We start from the raw sequence: 20,423 nt of genomic DNA, 5'->3' as shown, positions 1-20,423 counted from the left end.
CCTGGAGTCCTATTTCAACTTATCACCTAAGTTTCGGCTTAAGAAACTTACTTTTTGTTAAAGAAGCGTGACAACTCACCTTGAATTAAGGAAACCTGACCTGGACGTTTACCAGCAACCAGCTGTTGCTTGAGCATCCGGTGCAGCTGAGAATCCGATAGCTCTCTTCGTTTCACTTCGGTGTCAGGAGTAATAACCGTAGCTTCCTCTGATTCTTTTGTTACCGGGTTCATCACTTGCTTAATCCCCGCAATATTGACCCCTTTTTCAATTAAAGCTTTAATCTCAAGCAATCGTTCTACATCATTAAAAGAGAAAAGACGCTGATTTCCTGATGTACGCGCTGGGACGATTAAATTATGCTGCTCATAATAGCGAATTTGCCTTGCAGAAAGATCCGTAAGTTTCATAACGATTCCAATAGGAAATAAGGCCATATTTCTGCGGATTTCATCACCCATGTCGTTCATCTACCTTCCAAGTATTCTATATACCATCATTGTACATTTATATGATATGAAGTGTCAATGATATGTAAGGAAAACTCACAGTAAATTACGGTCTTTCATTGTTTGCAGTGCCATAAGAACGCCATATTTCACATGGGAGTAAGTAAGACCGCCTTGCATATATCCTATGTAAGGTTCTCTAATCGGTGCATCTGCTGATAGTTCAAGGCTTCCACCTTGAATAAAAGTTCCTGCTGCCATGATCACTGGATGTTCATAACCCGGCATGTCCCAAGGCTCTGGTACCACATGACTATCGATTGCCGAAGCTTTCTGAATTCCTTGTACAAAAGCAATGAGATGGTCTGGTCCATCAAAAGAAACAGCCTGAATGAGATCGGTCCGCATCTCATGCCATGCCGGTTTCGTGACAAAGCCAACCGCTTCAAACATTGCCGCAGCAAATATACTTCCCTTGATTGCTTGTCCAACAGTGGATGGAGCTAGATACAAACCTTGGTAAATCCCTCTTGTCGTCCCAAGCATCGCTCCAACTTCGCCGCCGATTCCTGGTGCCGTGAGCCGGTAAGCAGCAAGCTGAACATACTTTTCTTTTCCGCAAATATAGCCACCGGTTTCGGCGATACCACCGCCCGGATTTTTAATCAGAGAACCGGCAATTAGATCAGCGCCTACTTCTGTAGGTTCCTTCTCCTCCGTAAATTCTCCATAACAATTGTCCACAAAAACAATGACGTCTTCTTTTAACGCCTTCACTTTTCGAACCATCTCTTCGATCTGCGCCACCGTAAAAGATGATCTCCAGTCATAACCCCTGGAACGCTGAATACCGATCACTTTTGTACGTTCACCTATGGCTGCTTCCACCGCACTCCAATCAATCAGACCCTCAGCAGTAAGTGCAGTCTCCTGATACGTGATTCCAAAATCATGTAATGAACCTGTGCCATCCCCAGCTTTTCCTATGACTTTATGTAACGTATCATACGGTGTGCCTGTAATATATAGCAGTTCATCCCCTGGACGAAGTACTCCATAAAGCGCTGTAGCAATGGTATGTGTCCCCGAGGCAAAATGCGGCCGCACTAATGCTGCTTCTGCCCCGAAAACATCAGCATATACTTCATCTAGCACTTCACGTCCGCGATCATTATAAGCATACCCAGTGGAACCTGCAAAATGGTAATCACTTACTTGCTTCTTCTGAAAAGCTTCAATGACTTTCCACTGATTCTTGTCGATGATCCGGTCGACTTCTCTGAGTCTACCTTCAATCTTCTCTTCAATCTCTTGCCCTAAACGTACAATTTCTTCTGAAAAAACGGCCTTCATGTTCTTCTTCTCTCCTCATGCGTACAAATCTGACATGATATGCACTTTAGTATGTTATATGATAATCCAGTTAAATCACGTCAAATTATGATAAATGAAATTTTAAACTTCAATAAAATCTTTCAGCAAATATCCGTGCTTCTCATATTCCCCTTGCTGAACCTGCACTTCATATATAACATCACTTTCATCATACTCTGTGTTAATTACATCACCCACACGGTAAATAACAGAAGTAATATCTCCTCTTTCTGCAGGTATGCGGAACTTCACCGTATCTCCTGCCAGTTCCTCTTGAATCATCTCGCGAATGCTGAGCAAATCAGCTTCATCAAAGGCACTGATCTTCTTATACCCTTTACCTGATGGCAACATTTGAAGCTGTTCTGGTGTACATGCATCTTTTTTATTAAATAGAACAATCTGCGGTTTATCCGCCGCTCCTAGCTCCTCAAGGATCTTGTGAACGACTTTCATCTGATCTTCTCTCATCTCGGATGATGCATCCACTACATGGAGGATTAAATCAGCCTCATTCACTTCTTCAAGAGTAGCGCGGAATGCAGCGACTAAATCATGCGGTAAATTTTGAATAAATCCAACGGTGTCCGTCAGGACAATTTCTTTGCCGCTTGGAAGTTCCATCGTACGAGAAGTAGGATCTAGTGTTGCGAACAATTGATTCTCAATATACACATCCGCTGCCGTCAGTTGTTTGAGCAGGGTTGATTTTCCCGCGTTCGTATAACCAACCAGAGCAACCTGAATCACTCCGCTCTTTTTGCGGCGCTCTCTGTACAGTTTACGATGACGCGTCACTTCTTCCAGTTGACGTTTCAAATCGCTGATGCGATTACGAATATGTCTACGATCTGTTTCAAGCTTGCTTTCCCCCGGTCCACGGGTACCAATTCCGCCGCCTAGACGTGATAAATTCTTGCCATGACCGGACAAGCGCGGAAGTAAATAAGAGTGCTGTGCAAGTTCAACTTGGATAATACCTTCTCTTGTATTTGCCCTTTGGGCAAATATATCAAGGATGAGCTGAGTACGGTCAATGATTTTGAGATCAAGGCTTGCTTCCAGGTTCCTTACTTGAGCACCCGAGAGATCCTGATCAAAAATAGCCGTAGTCGCCCCGAGCTCATCCGCAACGAGTCTAAGTTCTTCCACTTTTCCTTTTCCGATAAACCATTTAGTATCCGCTTTTTCCTTGTTCTGCGAAATTACGCTAAGTACTTCAACTCCTGCTGTCTCAGCCAGTTTAACAAGTTCCTCCAGAGAATACTCTGGATTAATCCCGCTTTTTTTTACTTGATCTGTCACAAGACTAACCAAAATTGCTTTATCTTTAATATCCATATTTGTTTCGTGCGTGGAGTTTGCCATCATGTTTGCTCCTTATTATTCATATCGTTTGCTTGTATTATTGTCTTTTTATTTATTTTGTCTCAAGTTTTAAATCCTCTGTTCGTATCGTCATCAGCTCGAGCTTTCCCGGGCTTCCCGACGAATATTGATTCAGCAGCCGGACCGCCTGATGACGAATCGACTTTTCAATAATATTCCGAACATATCTTGCGTTACTGAATGCTTGAGAGGTATCATTCTTTTCTTCTAGCAAATGTTGTTTTAATTTGAGTATGGACTGCGGCATTAAAATATAATCCCGTTCTTTCGCCATAAGTTCTGATATTTGGATCAATTGATCAAGGGAGTAGTCAGGAAACTCAATCTGAATGGGAAAACGAGAAGGTAAACCAGGATTGGTTTGCATAAAAAAATCGATTTCCTCTGAGTATCCGGCGAGGATGAGGATAAATTGGTTTTTGTGATCTTCCATTGCCTTTACTAATGTATCAATCGCTTCTTTACCAAAATCTTTCTCTCCACCGCGAGCCAGACTATAGGCTTCATCAATAAATAAGATGCCACCGAGCGATTTTTTCACGAGATCTCGCGTTTTTTGAGCTGTATGTCCAATATATTCACCCACAAGATCGGCCCGTTCTACCTCAACCAAATGTCCTTTGGTGAGAACCCCCATCTTCTGAAATAGTTTCGCAACGATTCGCGCCACCGTAGTTTTACCTGTACCCGGATTTCCTTTAAAGACCATGTGGTACACATGAGAGCCGCTCACAAGGCCAGCTTGGGTCCTCATCTGTGCAATTTGCAAAAACGCATAAATTTCAAACACAAAATCTTTTATACTTTCAAGTCCCACAAGTTCGTCTAACTCTTTTTGAATATCCTGGTACATGGCGAATTGAGGATTATCCTTGATCTGAGCCTGCGTCGTATCCGCCTCTGCTGCTGGGCCGCCCTGTACACTATACAAATCTGTGTGATTACGAAGTACCACATTAATCTGCCGGGAAGGTCTACCTTCCTGACCCCCTCCAGCTGCCATCGCTCTTCCATTCATCAAACGCTCACCTCTACTCTTCAGGGGCTTAACTTCCTCTACTTAAGGTATTCTAGCGAAGCGGATGTTATTAGAAGTTTTGCGAAAGTAGGTTGTTAGAAAGAGAGCACAATCTGATCCATCTTCCACTTCGAGTAAGCAAGCGTTTCTCTTATTTGGCTAGGCCAAAATGGCATGACGACAGATTCAGCTAGTGAAATCATTGGTTTATCATAATCAAGGAATGCAGCAATTTCAAGCGATCTCATACCATGAAAATCATGAGTAATAATTACCGAAGAACGGAGGCCATGTTCATTCATGATACGTTTGCTGTATAGTAAATTTTCGTAAGTACTCGTAGCTTCATTCTCTAAAAGAATATATTTAGGATCTACTCCCTGCCGAACAAGGTACTGCTGCATCCCTTCAGCTTCCGTGTATCTATGCTCAGAACTATCAAGCCCTCCGCTCACGATGAAATAAGTAAAAGTCCCTTTTTCATATAACATCAGCGCATGGTCCAATCGTTCCTGCAAACCAGGACTCGGTACATCTCCCCAAAGCGAGGCTCCAAGTACAATTCCGACATCTACCTTTTGTCCGCTTATATTCGATTCGCTTGGCGTAAGGATTCTCCACTGGGTATACCCGATCCAAAGTATAAAGAGAACAGCAAGCAGAAGGATTATCTTAAAAAATCGCTTTCTAGCTTTCGTGGCGTAGATAACATCTTTTACTCTTTGTCTCTTTCTTATCTTCTCTATCTTCATGTCTACTCCTTAAAGTCACCATTTTCAAATAAATTTGCCCGATCTTCCAGGGACATTTTGAAATAAGGAAAGGAATGAGCATCGATCGTCTGAAGAAGATACTGAGCCGTTCTCGTTGATAATTCATAATCTGCTGTTGTGATGTGGCCTTTCTCCAGTGCATCATCCAGTTCATCTTCGTCCAGTAAAAATATTTCTCCATCTTTGAGGACAATCACATCGAGATATAAATCATCAAACCAAGGTACTCCTTGATCCGTAATCCCCTGATTACGACATGTATCAATGTACCATTCAACAATTTGATCCTCATCATCAAACATAGCTGTCACAACATAATGTTCGTCTTTTGGAAAATACTGAAGCCAAGAGTAGCCTTTATCTGCAGTACAAAACGTATATCCACCATAAGTCTTCCACAGCGGTTCCTTCAAATCATGAATCGTATAAAGGGATAAATATCCTGTGAATTCTTCGCTCTCCACATATCGGCAAGCAAATTGCCGATTGGTAATTCTTCGCCAATTGGCTCGATCTCCGAATTTTCTTTTCATCCTCATCCCTCTTCATTCATTACTCACATCCCAATCGGGATGCCTTTCATTATAGATGGAGTGATCCCTTCACTACATCCAAGTTCTTAATTTATATAATTTCATATCTCAATCAAGAACGATCTACAAGGTATTTACAGCTTACCATATTTAAGATATACACTCAAAGTCGCTTCCCATAGAACAGAAAGAAGCCAGCAGGTGTCATCACCTGCTGGCTTCTTTTGAATAAAAATGATTTATTTAGGGTGTAGTTCCATCTTGTTTATTTGTATCGGCTTGAGGAGTGGTAGCTCCATTAGTAGAAGGAGGGGTTTCACTAGCAGGAGGAACCGTTTCTTCAGGAGGGGTAGTTTCATTTCCCCCACCAGATTCGCTGTTTTCACCACGATCTGGGGTTTCCGTTTCACCGCCGCCACTTTCATTTCCTGCATTATTTCCATCACTGTTGCCGTTGGCGTTACCATTACCGTTACCGGTGCTGTTGCCATTCCCGCTACCATTACCATTTCCTTCATTTGATCCATTACCCGTGCCATTTCCATTACCATTTCCGTTATTTTCACCATTATCATTACCATTCTGGTTTTCGCCGGAGTTTTCGTCTCCCTCATCAGGAATGGTTTCTGGCTGCTCTGGCTCTTCTGGTATTACCTCTTCTGCTTCAATGAAGAGAGTGACTGTATTCGATGGAGCTGAGTCTTCTCCGTTCACTGGGTTAATGGCTGTTACATAGTACTCATAAGTGAGCCCCGGTAATGCTCCCGTATCGGTTGCACTTGTATCTGAGATACCATCTTGGATTCGGGTAAATGAACCTTCTGAAGATTCTTTACGATACACGCGGTACTTCTCACCCTCTGCCGATGAACCTTTCCAGCTAAGAGATACCGCTTTTTGGTTAACATCATACGAAGCACTCAGACCGCTGACGGATACATTTACTTCCGGTTCTTCTACCGGAGGAGCCTCAGGAGTGTCAGGAATTTCATTCTTTGGTGTAAAGAATTCTTTCCGTTCTACCCCTTCCAATGCCTTTTCCATAACTGTACTGAAGAAGGTAGCAGCAAGTTTACTGCTGTTTTTCAGCATGTGTTCTGCATCTGGATTATCATACCCCATCCATACGGCTGCCGTATATTCCGGTGTATAACCAACAAACCATACATCACGGTTTGCACTGTTTCCAGAAATACCGCTTTGGGTCGTACCTGTCTTACCCGCAACTGGACGGCTCAGTCTAGCACTTGTACCTGTCCCGCTGTTTACGACTTCTTGCATCATTTCAGTCATCTGATAAGCTGTTTCTTCGCTCATCACTTGTTCTTTATCATCTTTATGCTCATAGATTGTTTTGCCATCACTATTTACGATCTTCGTAATTGCATAACCTTCCTGGTATTGACCGCGATTGGCAAATGCGCTGTAGGCTGCAGCCATTTCCAGTGTATTCGTCCCTTTATTCAGACCGCCGAGCGCCATCGAAAGGTTACGATCATCTTCGGTCATCGTAATACCAAGTTTTTTAGCAAAGTCGTAACCTGTACCTACACCAATTTGGTTAAGCAACCAAACTGCTGGGATATTCTCTGATTTTGTAATCGCATCTGCCATTCCAATGGTGCTGGAGTATCCGTGCAAGTTCTTCGGACAGTAGTTACCAAAACATTGCTGTTCATTACTCAAACTAGAGTTTTTCGTAAATTTCCCTGTCTCAAGGGCTGGTGCATAAGATGCAATCGGTTTAAATGCCGATCCCGGCTGACGATAACTGCTTGTTGCTCGGTTGAAGCCTTGACGCTGATAATCGCGTCCTCCTTGAAGAGCAACGATACTTCCTGTCTCATGATCCATAATAACCATAGATCCTTGAACTTTCTCATCATCAGGACTATCTTCAAACAGATCATCGTTCTTGAAAGCTTCTTCGACCGCTTCCTGAGCCTGCGTACTCATCGCTGTATAAATCTGATATCCGCCAATATTCAAATCATCGGTAGTTTTGCCTGTTACCTCTTCGGCTTCTTTCAGAACATAGTCGACATACGAATCATATTTACGTTCTTCTTTTGGTCTTTCGTATGTGTACTCAACTTCCTTCGCTTCTTCCATCTCTTCCTTTGAGATATATCCTTGTTCATACATCAGATCAAGAACTACACCCCGGCGAGCTTTGGAATCGATTGGGTTTCCTGAAGGATTATAAGCAGACGGCCCTTTTGGAATCGCAGCCAGTGTCGCGATTTCCCATAGTTCAAGATCATTCAAATCATCTTTACCAAAATAAAACTGCGAAGCTGCTTTAATTCCATACTCCTGATATCCAAACCACACACGATTCAAATACATGGTAAGGATCTCATCTTTGGTATACTTCCGCTCAATCGCGAGAGCAATAGACACTTCTGTAGCTTTACGGAAGAACGTTTTATCCCGAGTTAAGAATACGTTCTTCGCTAACTGCTGGGAAATCGTACTTCCTCCTTCAACTAATGAACGCGCCATAACGTCTTTTACCGCCGCACGGGCAATGGACCATAGATCTACACCATTATGTTCATAAAATCTGCGGTCCTCTGTAGCGACAAATGCATCTTTTACGAGCTGAGGAATTTCATCTTCTTTAGCTGGTTCCCAGTTTTCTATCGAAAGCTCACTAATCTCATTTCCTTCTGAGTCATATACTTTCGATGTTTCGTTCACAGTCATCTTATCTAGGTTTGCAGTTAAAATGCGTTCTCCACTAACCATGATGAACAAGTACCCAGCCAGTGCAATGAATATGGCAAAAGCTGCGGTGAAAAATAAAGTCCAACCTACGCGTTTACGTGTAAATTTCTTCTTCTTAGATCCGGCTTTCTTATCGCTTGGTTTCTTTTTATTATTCTTATTGTTGCGATTGCCGGATCTGGACAGTGTATCGTTTGACATGATACCTCCCTGACTCCTTTTTCGGTACGCATAATGCATGCTACCTTATGTCTTTTTCTTTAGTATTTGTAGAAACATGGAAAAATACCGCAGGAAGTAAAAGAACAACCTTTACAGGTTGCTCCGCCAATTCCTTATCACTATTAACGATTTCATTTTAAGAAAGTTTCATGCTTTATTCTTCATTGTTTCCATTTTGCATCAGTGAAATGTTGCGCTGAGGTGTAAATGTGGATATGGCATGCTTATAGATCATTTGTTGGCGTCCGTCACTATCGACAACTATCGTATAATTATCAAATGCCTTTACCGTACCTCGAATTTGAAAACCGTTGACTAGAAATATGGTTGCTGGAATATTTTCTTTCCGCATTTGATTCAAGAACGTATCCTGGATGTTGATGGACTTGGTCATTTAGCCGTACCCCCAATAATTCTATTAGATTGTTTTGAAGATGATGTTACTTCAAATTCAGCTTTTCAGCTATTATATCACGTATCATAGCGAAACTCGTAGAAAAATTTGCAGTATCCGTCATATCCACCCAATGAATATCTTTCATATGTCTGAACCAGGATAGCTGTCGTTTGGCGAAGCGACGCGTATCTCTCTTCAGTTCACTTACTGCGGTTTCTAGCGGAACTTCTCCTCGAAGATAAGAAGCTATCTCTTTGTATCCGAGACCTTGCATAGAAATGCAGCCTGGTCCCACACCATGGTCTAGCAGCGCAGCTACTTCCTGTACTAAACCTTCTTCCATCATTTCATCAATACGGTCTTCAATACGTTTATATAGCATTTGTCTATCCATTGTCAAACCGACGATACATAGATCATACGGAGATTCCTTTTTTTGTGCTGCAAGCTGATCGGATTGTCTCATGCCTGTCATATGATAAATTTCAAGCGATCTAATCACACGTCTAACATCATTAGGGTGTAATCTTTCGGCACTCGGCGGATCAATTTCTCTTAATTTTTCATGGAGTTTCTCAGGTCCGTGTACATCCGCATAATCAAATTGTTCCTTACGGAATTCTTCATCAGAGCCCACTTCCGAGAATTGAAAATTATAACAGACGGATTCCACATAAAGTCCTGTGCCTCCTACGATAAAAGGCAACTTTCCTCTCGCATGAATATCTTCGATCAAGTGACGGCAGTTCTCTTGAAATTCTGCTACCGAATAAGGATAGTCAGGCTCATGAATATCAATGAGATGATGGGGAATTCCATTCATTTCTTCTGGTTTAATCTTCGCTGTTCCGATATCCATCTGCCGATATACCTGCATAGAATCACCTGAAATGATCTCGGCATTAAATGTTTTGGCCAGTTCTATACTCATTTTTGTCTTTCCCACCGCTGTAGGGCCTACAAGGACAAGCAGCTTGGGCTTATTGCTCATTGTCAAGTTCTATCACTCCGTACACTATTTTCGACCTCGAACGATCGGGTTCACGAAACCCAAGTCTTGTAAATTCGTCGCTTCCGGCTTTTTCTTTCATTACGATTCGCTTTCTTGCGACCCTGCGCGCCTCTATTATACTCTCTAACTGCAGCGCAGCACTATTTGCGAATGGACGAAGCGGCTTTATTCCGCTCGAATCCAGCATCGGCTGACGAAACATAGGGTCGAAATAAATAACGTCAACGCTCTTATCTTCCATCTGCTTGAGCAAACTCAGGTGATCACTATGTTTTAGTTCAATCGATCTTAAGGCCTCATTTACCTCAGGCTTGCCTGTACGGTAGTACTTCATTCCTTCGAGTAATAAGGTATATAAGGAATGCGAGCTTTCACAAGCAATAACGTGACCGCTTTTTCCAACAGCTACAGCAAAAACCAGGGCATCCGTACCTAATCCGGCTGTGCAATCAAGCACGGTATCTCCTTCCTTGATGTCACCTGCCGTGAGCATCGGATCACTTTCCCCCCGTAGAATCCGCTTCGCTCTGACATACCCCATACTCGGGTGAAAAGAAAGCTCTGGCTCGTTTTGGCGGTTAAGACGTGCTCCTTCCTTTACGACCACAACAATCTCATCATCCTTGTACTCTTCTGCAAGCCGGGCTAGAGACGTTTTATTTCGCGGGACATATAAAGATCCAGTGGCTTCTGCCAACTCCATTGCTCGTTTCACTAGATCCCCATTTTTTGTTTCCCCAGTTGTAATTAACATAATTTCTCCGTTCCTTATTCCAATTTACATAACTCTTTTAAACATTTTTTCTAAATCATACGTTGAAAAGGAAACGACTATAGGTCTTCCATGTGGACATGTGTATGGCTGCTTACACGCAGCGAGTCTTTGAAGCAAGACCTCGGCTTCTTTTTCAGTCAATTTTTGATTTGCCTTAATTGATGCCTTACATGAACACATAATAGAAGATGCTTCCCGCAGTTTTGATAAGTCAATGGACCTTTCCGATAACACCCATTCTGCCATTTCTAGAATAATTGATTCTTCACTTCCTTTTGGGAACCAGTAAGGGTAGGAAGTAACACGAAAAGTCTGCCCTCCAAAATGCTCCAGATATACACCTGCTTTCTCAAACCACGGAAGCTTCGTTTTCAGCTGTTCTGTTTCTGAAGGGGTAAACTCAAGGGTGATCGGAAGCAGCAGCTCCTGAGATGCCTCTACTGGATTACCAAACTGCTTATAATAAAACTCATAATTTATTCGCTCATGAGCAGCATGCTGATCGATCAAATAAAGCCCGCTATCATTTTGCGCTATCAAATACGTTCCGTGATGTTGACCAATCAGAGATAGTTCGGGAAACTCAGGAAGCTCTGGTCTCTCCGAAGACTGATGATGAGGATCGTCTGGTTTGTTACTTTTGGATGCAGCGATATCACGATAATAGTCTTTAAAGGACTTATTGAGCTGAGATTGTTTTACTTGTTGACGCTCATTTCTCACTTCTGAAGAAGCTTCTGAATAATTAAAGGGTGAAAGACGCTCCTGCTTCCCATCCGGCTGAATGTAGTCTTCATCAAGATCATCTTTCAAACCTTTGGAAGGAAGTATCTGATCCTTAGCCTGAACCTGCCCATCATAATGAACCGCGCTCTCTCTCATTTCAGTAGCAGGTAACTCTTTTTCTTCAGAAAAAGGTAACTGCTTCGCAAAAGAACCAGAGAACTGCTTGGTTTCCGCACGATCTTCAATCTTTCCTCTTGGAAAATGGAATTGTTCCTGCACAATAGAAGTGCTGCCCGGCTTACCAATCGTTTGCTTAACCACCTGCGGTATTAACACTTCCTGCCGCAGAGCAGCATGTACAATCTCCTCTACAAAAGCGTAAAGTTCAGCTTCTTTACTAAATCGCACTTCGAGCTTAGCTGGATGCACGTTCACATCAACTAGCGACGGATGCATCTCAAGCTGTAATACGGCCAGCGGGAACCGATTAATAGGTAGTAGTGTATGGTACGCCTTAAGAAGCGCTTGGTTCAGTCCATAGTTTCTAATATATCTTCCGTTTATAATCGTTGATATTCCGTTACGGTTGGCTCTCGTAAAATCGGGCCGACTCACAAATCCGCTAATCTTATAATCCAGGTTTTCTCCGTTTACCGGGAGCATGGTTTTGGCCGCAGAAGTTCCGTATATGGCAGCAATCACCTGAACTAAGTCTCCGTTTCCAATCGTCTGCAGCAGCATATTCCCATTATGTCTTAGGGTAAATGCGATATCGGGATGCGACAACGCCATACGGTATATCGCATCTGAGATATGACCGAGCTCTGTCTGGATGGTCTTCATATATTTCAGTCTTGCTGGTGTATTATAGAAAAGTTCTTCTACCGTAAAATCAGTACCTTGAGAAGCGGTGATATCTTCATGCCTTATTAATTTACCGCCTTCAATTACAATCTCTCTACCCCGCCCATCGTCCTTATTCGAGCTGACAAGACGAACTTTAGACACGGCTGCAATACTCGGAAGTGCTTCTCCTCGAAATCCTAAACTCGTAATTTCAAACAGATCTCTGCCATTCTCGATTTTACTTGTTGCGTGACGGTAAAAGGCGGTTTCCATATCATCGGGATCTATGCCGCCGCCGTTATCCGTGACACGAATCGTTTGAAGTCCCCCTTCATAGACAGAGACGTCAATTCGAGTACTGCCTGCATCGATCGAATTTTCTACAAGCTCCTTTACTACAGAAGCGGGTCTTTCTACAACCTCACCTGCAGCAATCTGGTTTGCAATATGTTCATCCAGGACATGAATTTTAGCCACCTTTTAACCCTCCCTTTATTTCAAACTATATTTTAAATTATAGATCATTTACTTTCATTTTCAGGTCATTCACAAACTGCATTGTTTCCAGCGGGGTCATATTCATTAAATCCGCTGTTTTTAGTTTCTTGATGATTTGCTTCACAGCTGGATCTACCTCTGAGTGGGTTGCTTTTTTCTTCGGTATCATGTCTTCTTCATCAAAAATCGAAAGCTGAACTACTTCTGTATCTTGCGTATTCTCTTCCGCTGTCTCGAATAGCGGTGATTCCATGACATATTCATCTGTCTTACGTCCATCCAGCTCGGATTTTAGATCAGAATGCGTGTTATCCTCAGAAGTTGCCGCGCTTTGTTCTCTGCCAGCAGCAGACTCTGCCTGTGCATTCTTCTCATGATCATGCTTGTCCATCGTACCCATCGTCTCATGAATGAGACCCTTTGCTCGCTCGATAATTGAGCCAGGCAGACCTGCAAGTCTAGCTACATAAATACCGTAACTGCTGCTCGCAGCCCCCGGAATTAATTTGCGCAGGAACTGAACTTCATCTTCTTTCTCCTGAACTGCCATCGAGTAGTTGCGAAGAGAAGATAGACTATCCTCCAGATGAGACAGCTCATGAAAATGAGTCGATACAAGCGCCTTACAACCAATATGATCATGCACATATTCAATCACAGACTGAGCAATGGCCATTCCTTCACTTGTAGAGGTACCCCGGCCAAGCTCATCAATAATAATTAAACTCCGCGGTGTTGCTTTTTCTGTCATGATCTGAATATCAGCCATTTCAACCATGAATGTACTTTGACCTCCAATGAGATCATCACCTGCGCCAATTCTTGTAAAAATCCGGTCCATAATCGGAACTTCTGCCTGCGCAGCAGGTACAAACGAACCCATTTGCGCCAAAATTGAAATCAAAGCAACCTGCCGCATATAGGTGCTTTTCCCTGCCATATTAGGTCCAGTGATTAGCAAAATACGCGGATCTTCTTGTTCCATCAAGGTATCATTAGCCATAAACGATCCATCTCTCATGACGGATTCTACGACAGGGTGTCTGCCTTGCTTAATCTTCATATTAAATGCATCCGTAATAACAGGCTTTACAAAACCTCGTTCCGCACTCACCGTAGCAAGGGATTGATAGACATCAATCTCTGCGACTTGTTCAGCGAGACGCTGAAGTCTTTTTATTTCACCTGCCAACTTATCCCGAAGTTCAATGAATAGAGAATACTCTAGTCCTACCATTTTTTCTTCGGCTTCAAGAATCAGTGACTCCTTCTCTTTCAGCTCCGGAGTGATATAACGTTCCGCATTCGCAAGCGTCTGCTTCCGCTCATACCTTCCTTCTGGCAAGGAAGCAACATTCGATTTGGTCACTTCAATGTAATAACCGAATACTTTGTTGTATCCGATCTTAAGAGAGCGAATACCTGTTGCTTCACGCTCTCTGGCCTCAAGTTCAGCAATCCAACGTTTCCCGTTCACACTCGCATAACGCAGCTCATCAAGATGTTCATGATACCCTTCACGAATCATTCCCCCGTCCCGTACGGAAACGGGCGGCTCCTCCACGATAGCTTCCTCGATCAGTTCCTTTAGGTCAGAACAGTGATCTAAGGAACTCGCGATCTTCTGCAATGTTTCAGATGGAGAGTTCAGACATAATTCAATCAAAGCAGGAACCCTTGTAAGTGATACTTTTAGTGCATTCATATCCCGGCCGTTCGCATTCCCAAATGCAATCCGTCCGACTAGGCGTTCCAGATCATAGATTTCTTGCAGCTGCTCCCGAATATCCTGACGTAAGATAAACTGATGATACAACTTGTCTACCGCTTCCAGACGCTCTTCAATTTTGTTTTTTTGCAAAAGAGGTTTATCGATCCAGCGGCGGAGCATTCTTGCACCCATGGAGGTCTCCGTCTTATCAATGAGAGACAGAAGGGAGCCTTTCTTCGACCGATCGCGCACCGTTTCTACAAGTTCTAGATTCCTTCTAGTAAAAGGATCAAGGATCATATAGTTATCAGGTTCATAAGTCGATACCTCTGTAAGCTGACCAAGAGAGCGTCTTTGCGTCTCATGAAGATACGAGAATAAAGTCGCGAGACAGTGCTGACGTTCTTCACCAAGTCTTGCCCATACCGTTTCTCCAAACTGCTCAATAACGAAGTCAGCTTTATTCTTCTCATATTCCGTATAGGTAACAGGACGATTCCCCGTCATCAGTTCACTCTTTACCGTATGGAGAAGGGCTGCGTCACCAAGAATCTCTGACGGTTCATAAATCCCAATTTCATCTTTTAGCCACTTTTCAGAATAAAGGGCTGATGTTAAATAAAGTTCGCCCGTAGATAGATCACATGCGGAAATGGCGATCATTCCGTTTTTCTGTGTGAGGCAGACCATATAGTTATTGCTTTTATCGCCAAGCGTCTTGCCTTCCATCACGGTTCCCGGCGTAATGACACGCACAATTTCCCTGCGTACCATCCCTTTTGTTGTTGCCGCATCTTCCATCTGTTCACAGATGGCTACTTTATATCCTTTTTCAATCAAACGATGAATATAGTTATCAGCAGAGTGATAAGGCACTCCGCACATCGGAATTTTTTCACCTACTCCGCCTTCCCGGCCGGTAAGTGTAATCTCTAGTTCCTTAGCGGCAAGTATTGCATCTTCAAAAAACATTTCATAAAAATCGCCTAAACGAAAAAAAAGAAACGCATCTTGCGCTTGCTCTTTTACTTTCAAATATTGCTGAATCATCGGCGTATATTGTGCCATGATATTTATCCACTCCTGCTACACGTTGTAAAGCTTACATATCTTTTATCTAAGATACGGCTTTCTATCGTTCAGATCTCTATTATAACAAAAAGACTAAGCATGTCATGGCTCTAGCGGAATATTCCACAAAGGCCGGATATCCCTTGTTTCATCCCACGTCTTTCCTTCATATAAGGCAGACACTAGCGGACTTATATATTTATGAAATTTGCGGTATTCAGGAAGGAGAATCATTTCTTGCAAAAGGGGCTCCATAACAGAACGCAGCAAAACCTGGTCCCCTTCATAAAAAGCTGCATGGATCACTGGCTGATCCAGCGGCCGCAGGTTTAGTCTCCGGTACTGAGAAGCAATAAGTCCTGCCATAGCCACGACCCCTTTTGCGATCATGGGAGAGACTAGAAAGCTCGGCAGCGTACGATATTCAAATCCTCCGTAGGGCTGAACTCGAAAATCTCCCAGGTATCCATAACGAGGCCTTCTTCCGGCACTTCTCGGATCTTCCAGTATAGCAACAGGCAGCGCTAAATAATTGTCGAGTGCTCTTAGGAGCTCAAAGCTAAGCACCACCCGGCTAAAATGTACGTGTCCCCCTAGAGGAATCCCTTTTACAGGCATTCCTCCTGCACACCAGATTAAAGAACGATCAGTAATTAGGGAAGAAGCCGTACGAAACGCATGCATAAGGTGTGTTATGAGTTCTCTCGGTTCCGCACTCGGACTTGGACGGAGTTCGGCTACAGGATAAACCCTTCTTCCTTCCCGAGAAATCGAGTCACATCCCGCTTCTCCCTGACGATCCAAAAACTGAGAAGCAGGAACCATAGATCTGTCTTCACGTAATAGTAAAAACTCAGGGTCCATACCAAGTACCGGTACAGTGCCCGCTTCTACTTCTGCTTCCAAAGCGAGTTCTGTTTCCCTTACAGCCTGTTCGTACATCTGACGAATGTCATCACTTAGGAGCCAAGGATAATCGTTGACACTCGTAACGACAGCTCCTTTCTCCGATGCTTCCAGCACAATCTCTGCGTGCACTAAATTCAGTGCATATGCTGCCTTTACAGCGGCACGCTCAATTCTTCTATAACGGGACGTTTCTTCTATTTTTAGTACGGATATCTCTTTCACTTGTTTTATTCCTGTGTATACTACCTTCCGAACTCGCAATGCCTTCAGCTGACTAACTAGCACTTCATAATATACTTTAAAATGATTTTCTTGCTCTCTATGTATAGAGAGGGCGGAACCGAGACCCGAACGTTTTAGTCTCGCAGTTCGTTCTGCGATAGACATCTGCTCATATAAAGGCAAATTCCGGATTACTGCCATCCCGCTTCCACCCTTCTCCTTCAGGCTAAAAAAAATAAAAAAAGGAGGGCTGCCGCCCTCTACGCCGAAGAGTTCGGCGCATATGATGCACTATACAGATCGAAAAAGCAATTACAGTTCATCATCCAGTGAGTCTGGATCAAGTTCATCAAAATCTGCTTCGACTGTACCAAAATCATAATCTTTGTCATCGTCCCCACAGCCATGAGGACTAACAAGCACATTGACTTTGGTTTCGGCAATCAGTTCGACAGCGAATTCGCGTTCCACCCGAATAAGTACACTCTCACCATTTGAAGATACACTTGCTTCTACGCAGCTCGGCTCCTGTGTTGACTCCGCAGAAACCTCTACTGTAGAAGCACGGTGTTTCGGATCAAGGTACGACAGTGGAACATTCTCTACATAAGACACTGTTTCCTTAGCAACGTCGGTTTGAGAGTTTTGGTCATAAGAATACCAAATATTGATATCGTAAGTACCAATCACTTCAATTCCGTCACCAGCCGCAACCGCCTCGTACTCGTGATTTATAATCCATGCACCTAAAATACTGGTAGGATTATGTGGCGGAGTCACAGTATGTGTTACGGTAGAGAACTTACGACCTTTGCCGCAGATCGCTTTCGTTATAATCTCTCTACATTGTTGTTTATGACCTAATGACATCTTTGAACCTCCTCCATACAATCATTCCATTTATATGTATGCAGGACATGGGCATTTGTTGATTGATTAAGTCACTTATTTTTTCTATTAATAAAAGATTTATTTATAAAAAGCTATTCTCCTTTTGCTGACACGGAAAAGGAGCTTTATCTTTTTTCGCAATTTTTAAATATAATCCAAGTTCTCTGCACAGTTGTCTAATCGCTGAACGAATTTCAAATTCCTCCCTTGTGGTTGGAAGGTCCATAACACGAAACTGTTCTTCCATCTCTTGCAGCAGTTTTTCGGTACGTCCCGTATAGAACTCGGTATGAACATCGGCGCTTAGCTGATCAAATAATTCTGCTACCATCTCGGCATGTGTCATCGTTGTATATACTTGTGAGATCAGATGCATCATATGCTGAATTGAATCTAGCTGCGTCTTTCGCATGTAAAAATAAACCGTCCATTCTTCGTTTGGATGAATAACCTGATTTTCGAGATACATTTTAGAAGCTGCAATTCCGCTTGATATCACTTTTTCTGCTTCAATAATCTCTTTCCCGCCCCAAACATAAGAAGGATCCTTTAAGGTGTTAGCAAATTCCTTGAAAATCACAGAAAATAATGCATCAATGTCGTGTCTTATGTTTAATAGTTTATTATCCGGTTTCGGCATGTAAGCCATATTCACAACCATAGCCGAACCCAGACCAATAATAAGCATCAGAATCTGAACTCCGATGACTTCAAAACTGATCTCCCCTCCGTTAAATACCCGAAATACAACAACAGAGCCGGTGACGATGCCCTCTTTAAACCCTGCTCGTACAATCGCAGGAAAAGCGGTTAGTATATATGCTGCCAGCACCCAGTAATGAAATCCCAATACTGCAAACAGAACAGATGCAAAAAGAAGCCCGACTACCGACGCGAAAAAACGTGCCGAAATGGTTTTCAGGCTTCTTTTGCGAGTTACGTCCACTCCAAGTATAGCGAGTAGACCTGCCGAGGTCGGACTATGCAAGCCCGCCGCATCAGCAATCAGAACAGCCATAAGAGCTGCAATAGCTGTTTTAATAACGCGAAACCCCATGTATGATATCTCTCCTCTATCTCTATCGGCAATCTAGGTTCTACACGAATGCAGACAACCTTGTTATTACCCAAACGGATCGTAGGTATTTATCGTACATGATTTTTGTTAGCCGAACAATGTAACTTATTCGGGTGACGCTAAATCTACATATTTCCGTGTCTTTTTTACATTATTTGTTCCATTCGTGCTATAATTCACGGCCTCCCATCAGTTTACGTTCAAGCCAGGCTACAAGTTGGTACATCATCGTAGCAACAACGGCGATGACGATAAGACTCGACATGACGAGCGTAAAGTTAAATACCTGAAAGCCATAAATAATGAGATATCCAAGCCCTTCCTTCGCAACAAGAAATTCTCCGACGATAACCCCGATCCAAGCAAGCCCCACATTCACTTTTAAAGTAGAGACAATCGCCGGAAACGAAGCAGGAAAAATAACTTTTCGAAAGATTTGCTTACGGTTCGCCCCAAAAGTACGAACAACCTTCACATAATTCGGATCTACTTCATTAAAGCTGTTATACACAACGAGCGTTGTAATAATGACGGTAATGGAGATGGTGGTCATGATGATCGCGGTAAAACCAGCCCCAAACATGACGATAAAGATGGGCCCGAGGGCTACTTTGGGCATACTATTAAATACAACGAGGTATGGATCAAGAACCTTGGACAAGAAAGGGGACCACCAGATCAAGATGGCAATGAGCGTTCCTAGAATGGTTCCAAGCAGAAACCCAACCACCGTCTCAAATACAGTAACGGATAAGTGACTCCAAATTTCACCGCTGGCTACATCCTTACCAAGCTGTCCAAAGATTTTAGAAGGATAACTGAAAAGTAGCACATCAATCCATTTCATTCTTCCAGCGACTTCCCACGATAGAAACATGATAATGAGAATACCAATCTGGGTAAGACTGACTTTTCGGCGCAAGGATTTTCGTTTGCGATTGTACTGACCATGAATTTGCCCAAGCCAGTCCTGCCCTTGAGATGGATCCAAACCTTCTTGCTCCTTCATCTGTTATCCTCCTTTCCATCTGTGTCTTCCAGTTCTCTCCATATCTCATTAAATAGTTCATTGAATCCTGCCTGTTCCCGCGCATAAAAAGGCTGCGCCTTTCGAATTTCATCTGGAATCAGGAATGTTCTGCGAATTCTCCCCGGATTTTTATCGAGTACAATCACTTTATCACTTACAGCAATCGCTTCAGATAAATCATGTGTTACCAGGATCGCCGTCTTCCCCTGTTCTCGGAGTATGTCAGAGATCAGATCTTCAAGTTGAAGTTTCGTTTGATAGTCTAGCGCTGAAAAAGGTTCATCCAGCAGGAGCAGGTCAGGGCTTGTTGCCAACGTTCGCACAAGTGCTACCCGCTGGCGCATCCCCCCTGATAAGGACGAAGGGTAGAGGTTTTCTGTCCCTGCGAGGCCCATATTCGCGAGCATCTCGCTTGTTTTTTGCGCAGAATCTTTCGTAAGCTGTCCTGTAATTTCAAGACCAATGAGTATATTCTCCCTAATGGTCCGCCACGGGTACAAATAATCCTGCTGCAGCATATATCCAACCTTGGGGGAGGGGGACTTAATCACATCTCCAGATAACCTGACTTCTCCTTTTGTAGGAAAAAGAAGTCCAGCGATCATAGAGAGTATCGTTGTTTTGCCGCAGCCGCTCGGACCGACAAGACTAACGAACTCGCCCTCATTTATCTCTAAATGAAGTGATTCAATGGCGAGTTTTGCTTCTCTCTCGGTCACATAGACATGGGTAATATCCTTCATCTCTATTAAATTCATTTACTCACTTC

General features: G+C 43.1%; 17 protein-coding genes. All 17 read right to left on the bottom strand.

Annotated features, from left to right (window positions below):
- Positions 1–47: 47 nt before the first annotated feature.
- The gene (locus tag PV403_RS05920; RefSeq protein ID WP_160032050.1) at positions 48–461 is read right to left on the bottom strand and encodes a MerR family transcriptional regulator; all 414 of its coding nucleotides are present in this window, start codon (positions 459–461) and stop codon (positions 48–50) included.
- An 84-nt stretch (positions 462–545) separates the two neighbouring features.
- On the bottom strand, positions 546–1,802 hold the full coding sequence (locus PV403_RS05915; protein ID WP_332083850.1) for a methionine gamma-lyase family protein: 1,257 nt from the start codon (positions 1,800–1,802) through the stop codon (positions 546–548).
- Between the two features lie 102 nt (positions 1,803–1,904).
- Positions 1,905–3,191, bottom strand: a complete 1,287-nt coding sequence (gene hflX, locus PV403_RS05910; protein ID WP_213529417.1) for a GTPase HflX — start codon at positions 3,189–3,191, stop codon at positions 1,905–1,907.
- A 52-nt stretch (positions 3,192–3,243) separates the two neighbouring features.
- Positions 3,244–4,230 carry an AAA family ATPase gene (locus tag PV403_RS05905; RefSeq protein ID WP_213529419.1) on the bottom strand — a complete coding sequence of 329 codons (987 nt, stop codon included), beginning with the start codon at positions 4,228–4,230 and terminating at the stop codon, positions 3,244–3,246.
- 95 nt (positions 4,231–4,325) lie between these two features.
- A complete protein-coding gene (locus PV403_RS05900; RefSeq protein WP_332083845.1) occupies positions 4,326–4,982 on the bottom strand; it encodes a YdcF family protein in 657 nt (218 codons plus the stop codon).
- Positions 4,983–4,984: 2 nt separating this feature from the next.
- The gene (locus PV403_RS05895) at positions 4,985–5,536 is read right to left on the bottom strand and encodes a DUF402 domain-containing protein (RefSeq protein ID WP_213529423.1); all 552 of its coding nucleotides are present in this window, start codon (positions 5,534–5,536) and stop codon (positions 4,985–4,987) included.
- A 243-nt stretch (positions 5,537–5,779) separates the two neighbouring features.
- Positions 5,780–8,467, bottom strand: coding sequence for a PBP1A family penicillin-binding protein (locus tag PV403_RS05890; protein ID WP_332083843.1), 2,688 nt, complete (start codon positions 8,465–8,467; stop codon positions 5,780–5,782).
- Positions 8,468–8,642: 175 nt separating this feature from the next.
- The gene (hfq, locus tag PV403_RS05885; protein WP_160031946.1) at positions 8,643–8,882 is read right to left on the bottom strand and encodes an RNA chaperone Hfq; all 240 of its coding nucleotides are present in this window, start codon (positions 8,880–8,882) and stop codon (positions 8,643–8,645) included.
- Between the two features lie 46 nt (positions 8,883–8,928).
- The gene (gene miaA, locus PV403_RS05880; protein ID WP_213529426.1) at positions 8,929–9,882 is read right to left on the bottom strand and encodes a tRNA (adenosine(37)-N6)-dimethylallyltransferase MiaA; all 954 of its coding nucleotides are present in this window, start codon (positions 9,880–9,882) and stop codon (positions 8,929–8,931) included.
- A complete protein-coding gene (locus PV403_RS05875; RefSeq protein ID WP_213529428.1) occupies positions 9,866–10,651 on the bottom strand; it encodes a class I SAM-dependent methyltransferase in 786 nt (261 codons plus the stop codon). The genes miaA and PV403_RS05875 overlap by 17 nt, the downstream gene beginning before the upstream one ends.
- A gap of 24 nt (positions 10,652–10,675) precedes the next feature.
- Positions 10,676–12,721, bottom strand: coding sequence for a DNA mismatch repair endonuclease MutL (gene mutL / locus PV403_RS05870; protein ID WP_213529429.1), 2,046 nt, complete (start codon positions 12,719–12,721; stop codon positions 10,676–10,678).
- Between the two features lie 37 nt (positions 12,722–12,758).
- Entirely contained in the window at positions 12,759–15,521 is a 2,763-nt protein-coding gene (gene mutS / locus PV403_RS05865; protein ID WP_213529430.1) for a DNA mismatch repair protein MutS, read from the bottom strand.
- Between the two features lie 105 nt (positions 15,522–15,626).
- The gene (locus tag PV403_RS05860) at positions 15,627–16,856 is read right to left on the bottom strand and encodes a putative amidoligase domain-containing protein (protein ID WP_213529431.1); all 1,230 of its coding nucleotides are present in this window, start codon (positions 16,854–16,856) and stop codon (positions 15,627–15,629) included.
- A gap of 111 nt (positions 16,857–16,967) precedes the next feature.
- Positions 16,968–17,525, bottom strand: coding sequence for an outer spore coat protein CotE (locus PV403_RS05855; RefSeq protein WP_191799335.1), 558 nt, complete (start codon positions 17,523–17,525; stop codon positions 16,968–16,970).
- A gap of 103 nt (positions 17,526–17,628) precedes the next feature.
- On the bottom strand, positions 17,629–18,603 hold the full coding sequence (locus PV403_RS05850; protein WP_213529432.1) for an aromatic acid exporter family protein: 975 nt from the start codon (positions 18,601–18,603) through the stop codon (positions 17,629–17,631).
- A 190-nt stretch (positions 18,604–18,793) separates the two neighbouring features.
- Positions 18,794–19,633: an ABC transporter permease gene (locus tag PV403_RS05845; protein WP_332083837.1), complete on the bottom strand. Its 840-nt coding sequence runs from the start codon at positions 19,631–19,633 to the stop codon at positions 18,794–18,796.
- Entirely contained in the window at positions 19,630–20,412 is a 783-nt protein-coding gene (locus PV403_RS05840) for an ABC transporter ATP-binding protein (protein ID WP_332083835.1), read from the bottom strand. The genes PV403_RS05845 and PV403_RS05840 overlap by 4 nt, the downstream gene beginning before the upstream one ends.
- Between the last annotated feature and the right edge of the window lie 11 nt (positions 20,413–20,423).

The organism is Paenibacillus sp. GYB006 (assembly GCF_036577645.1).
GTDB lineage: Bacteria > Bacillota > Bacilli > Paenibacillales > Paenibacillaceae > Paenibacillus.
This window is presented reverse-complemented; position numbering and strand designations above follow the sequence as displayed.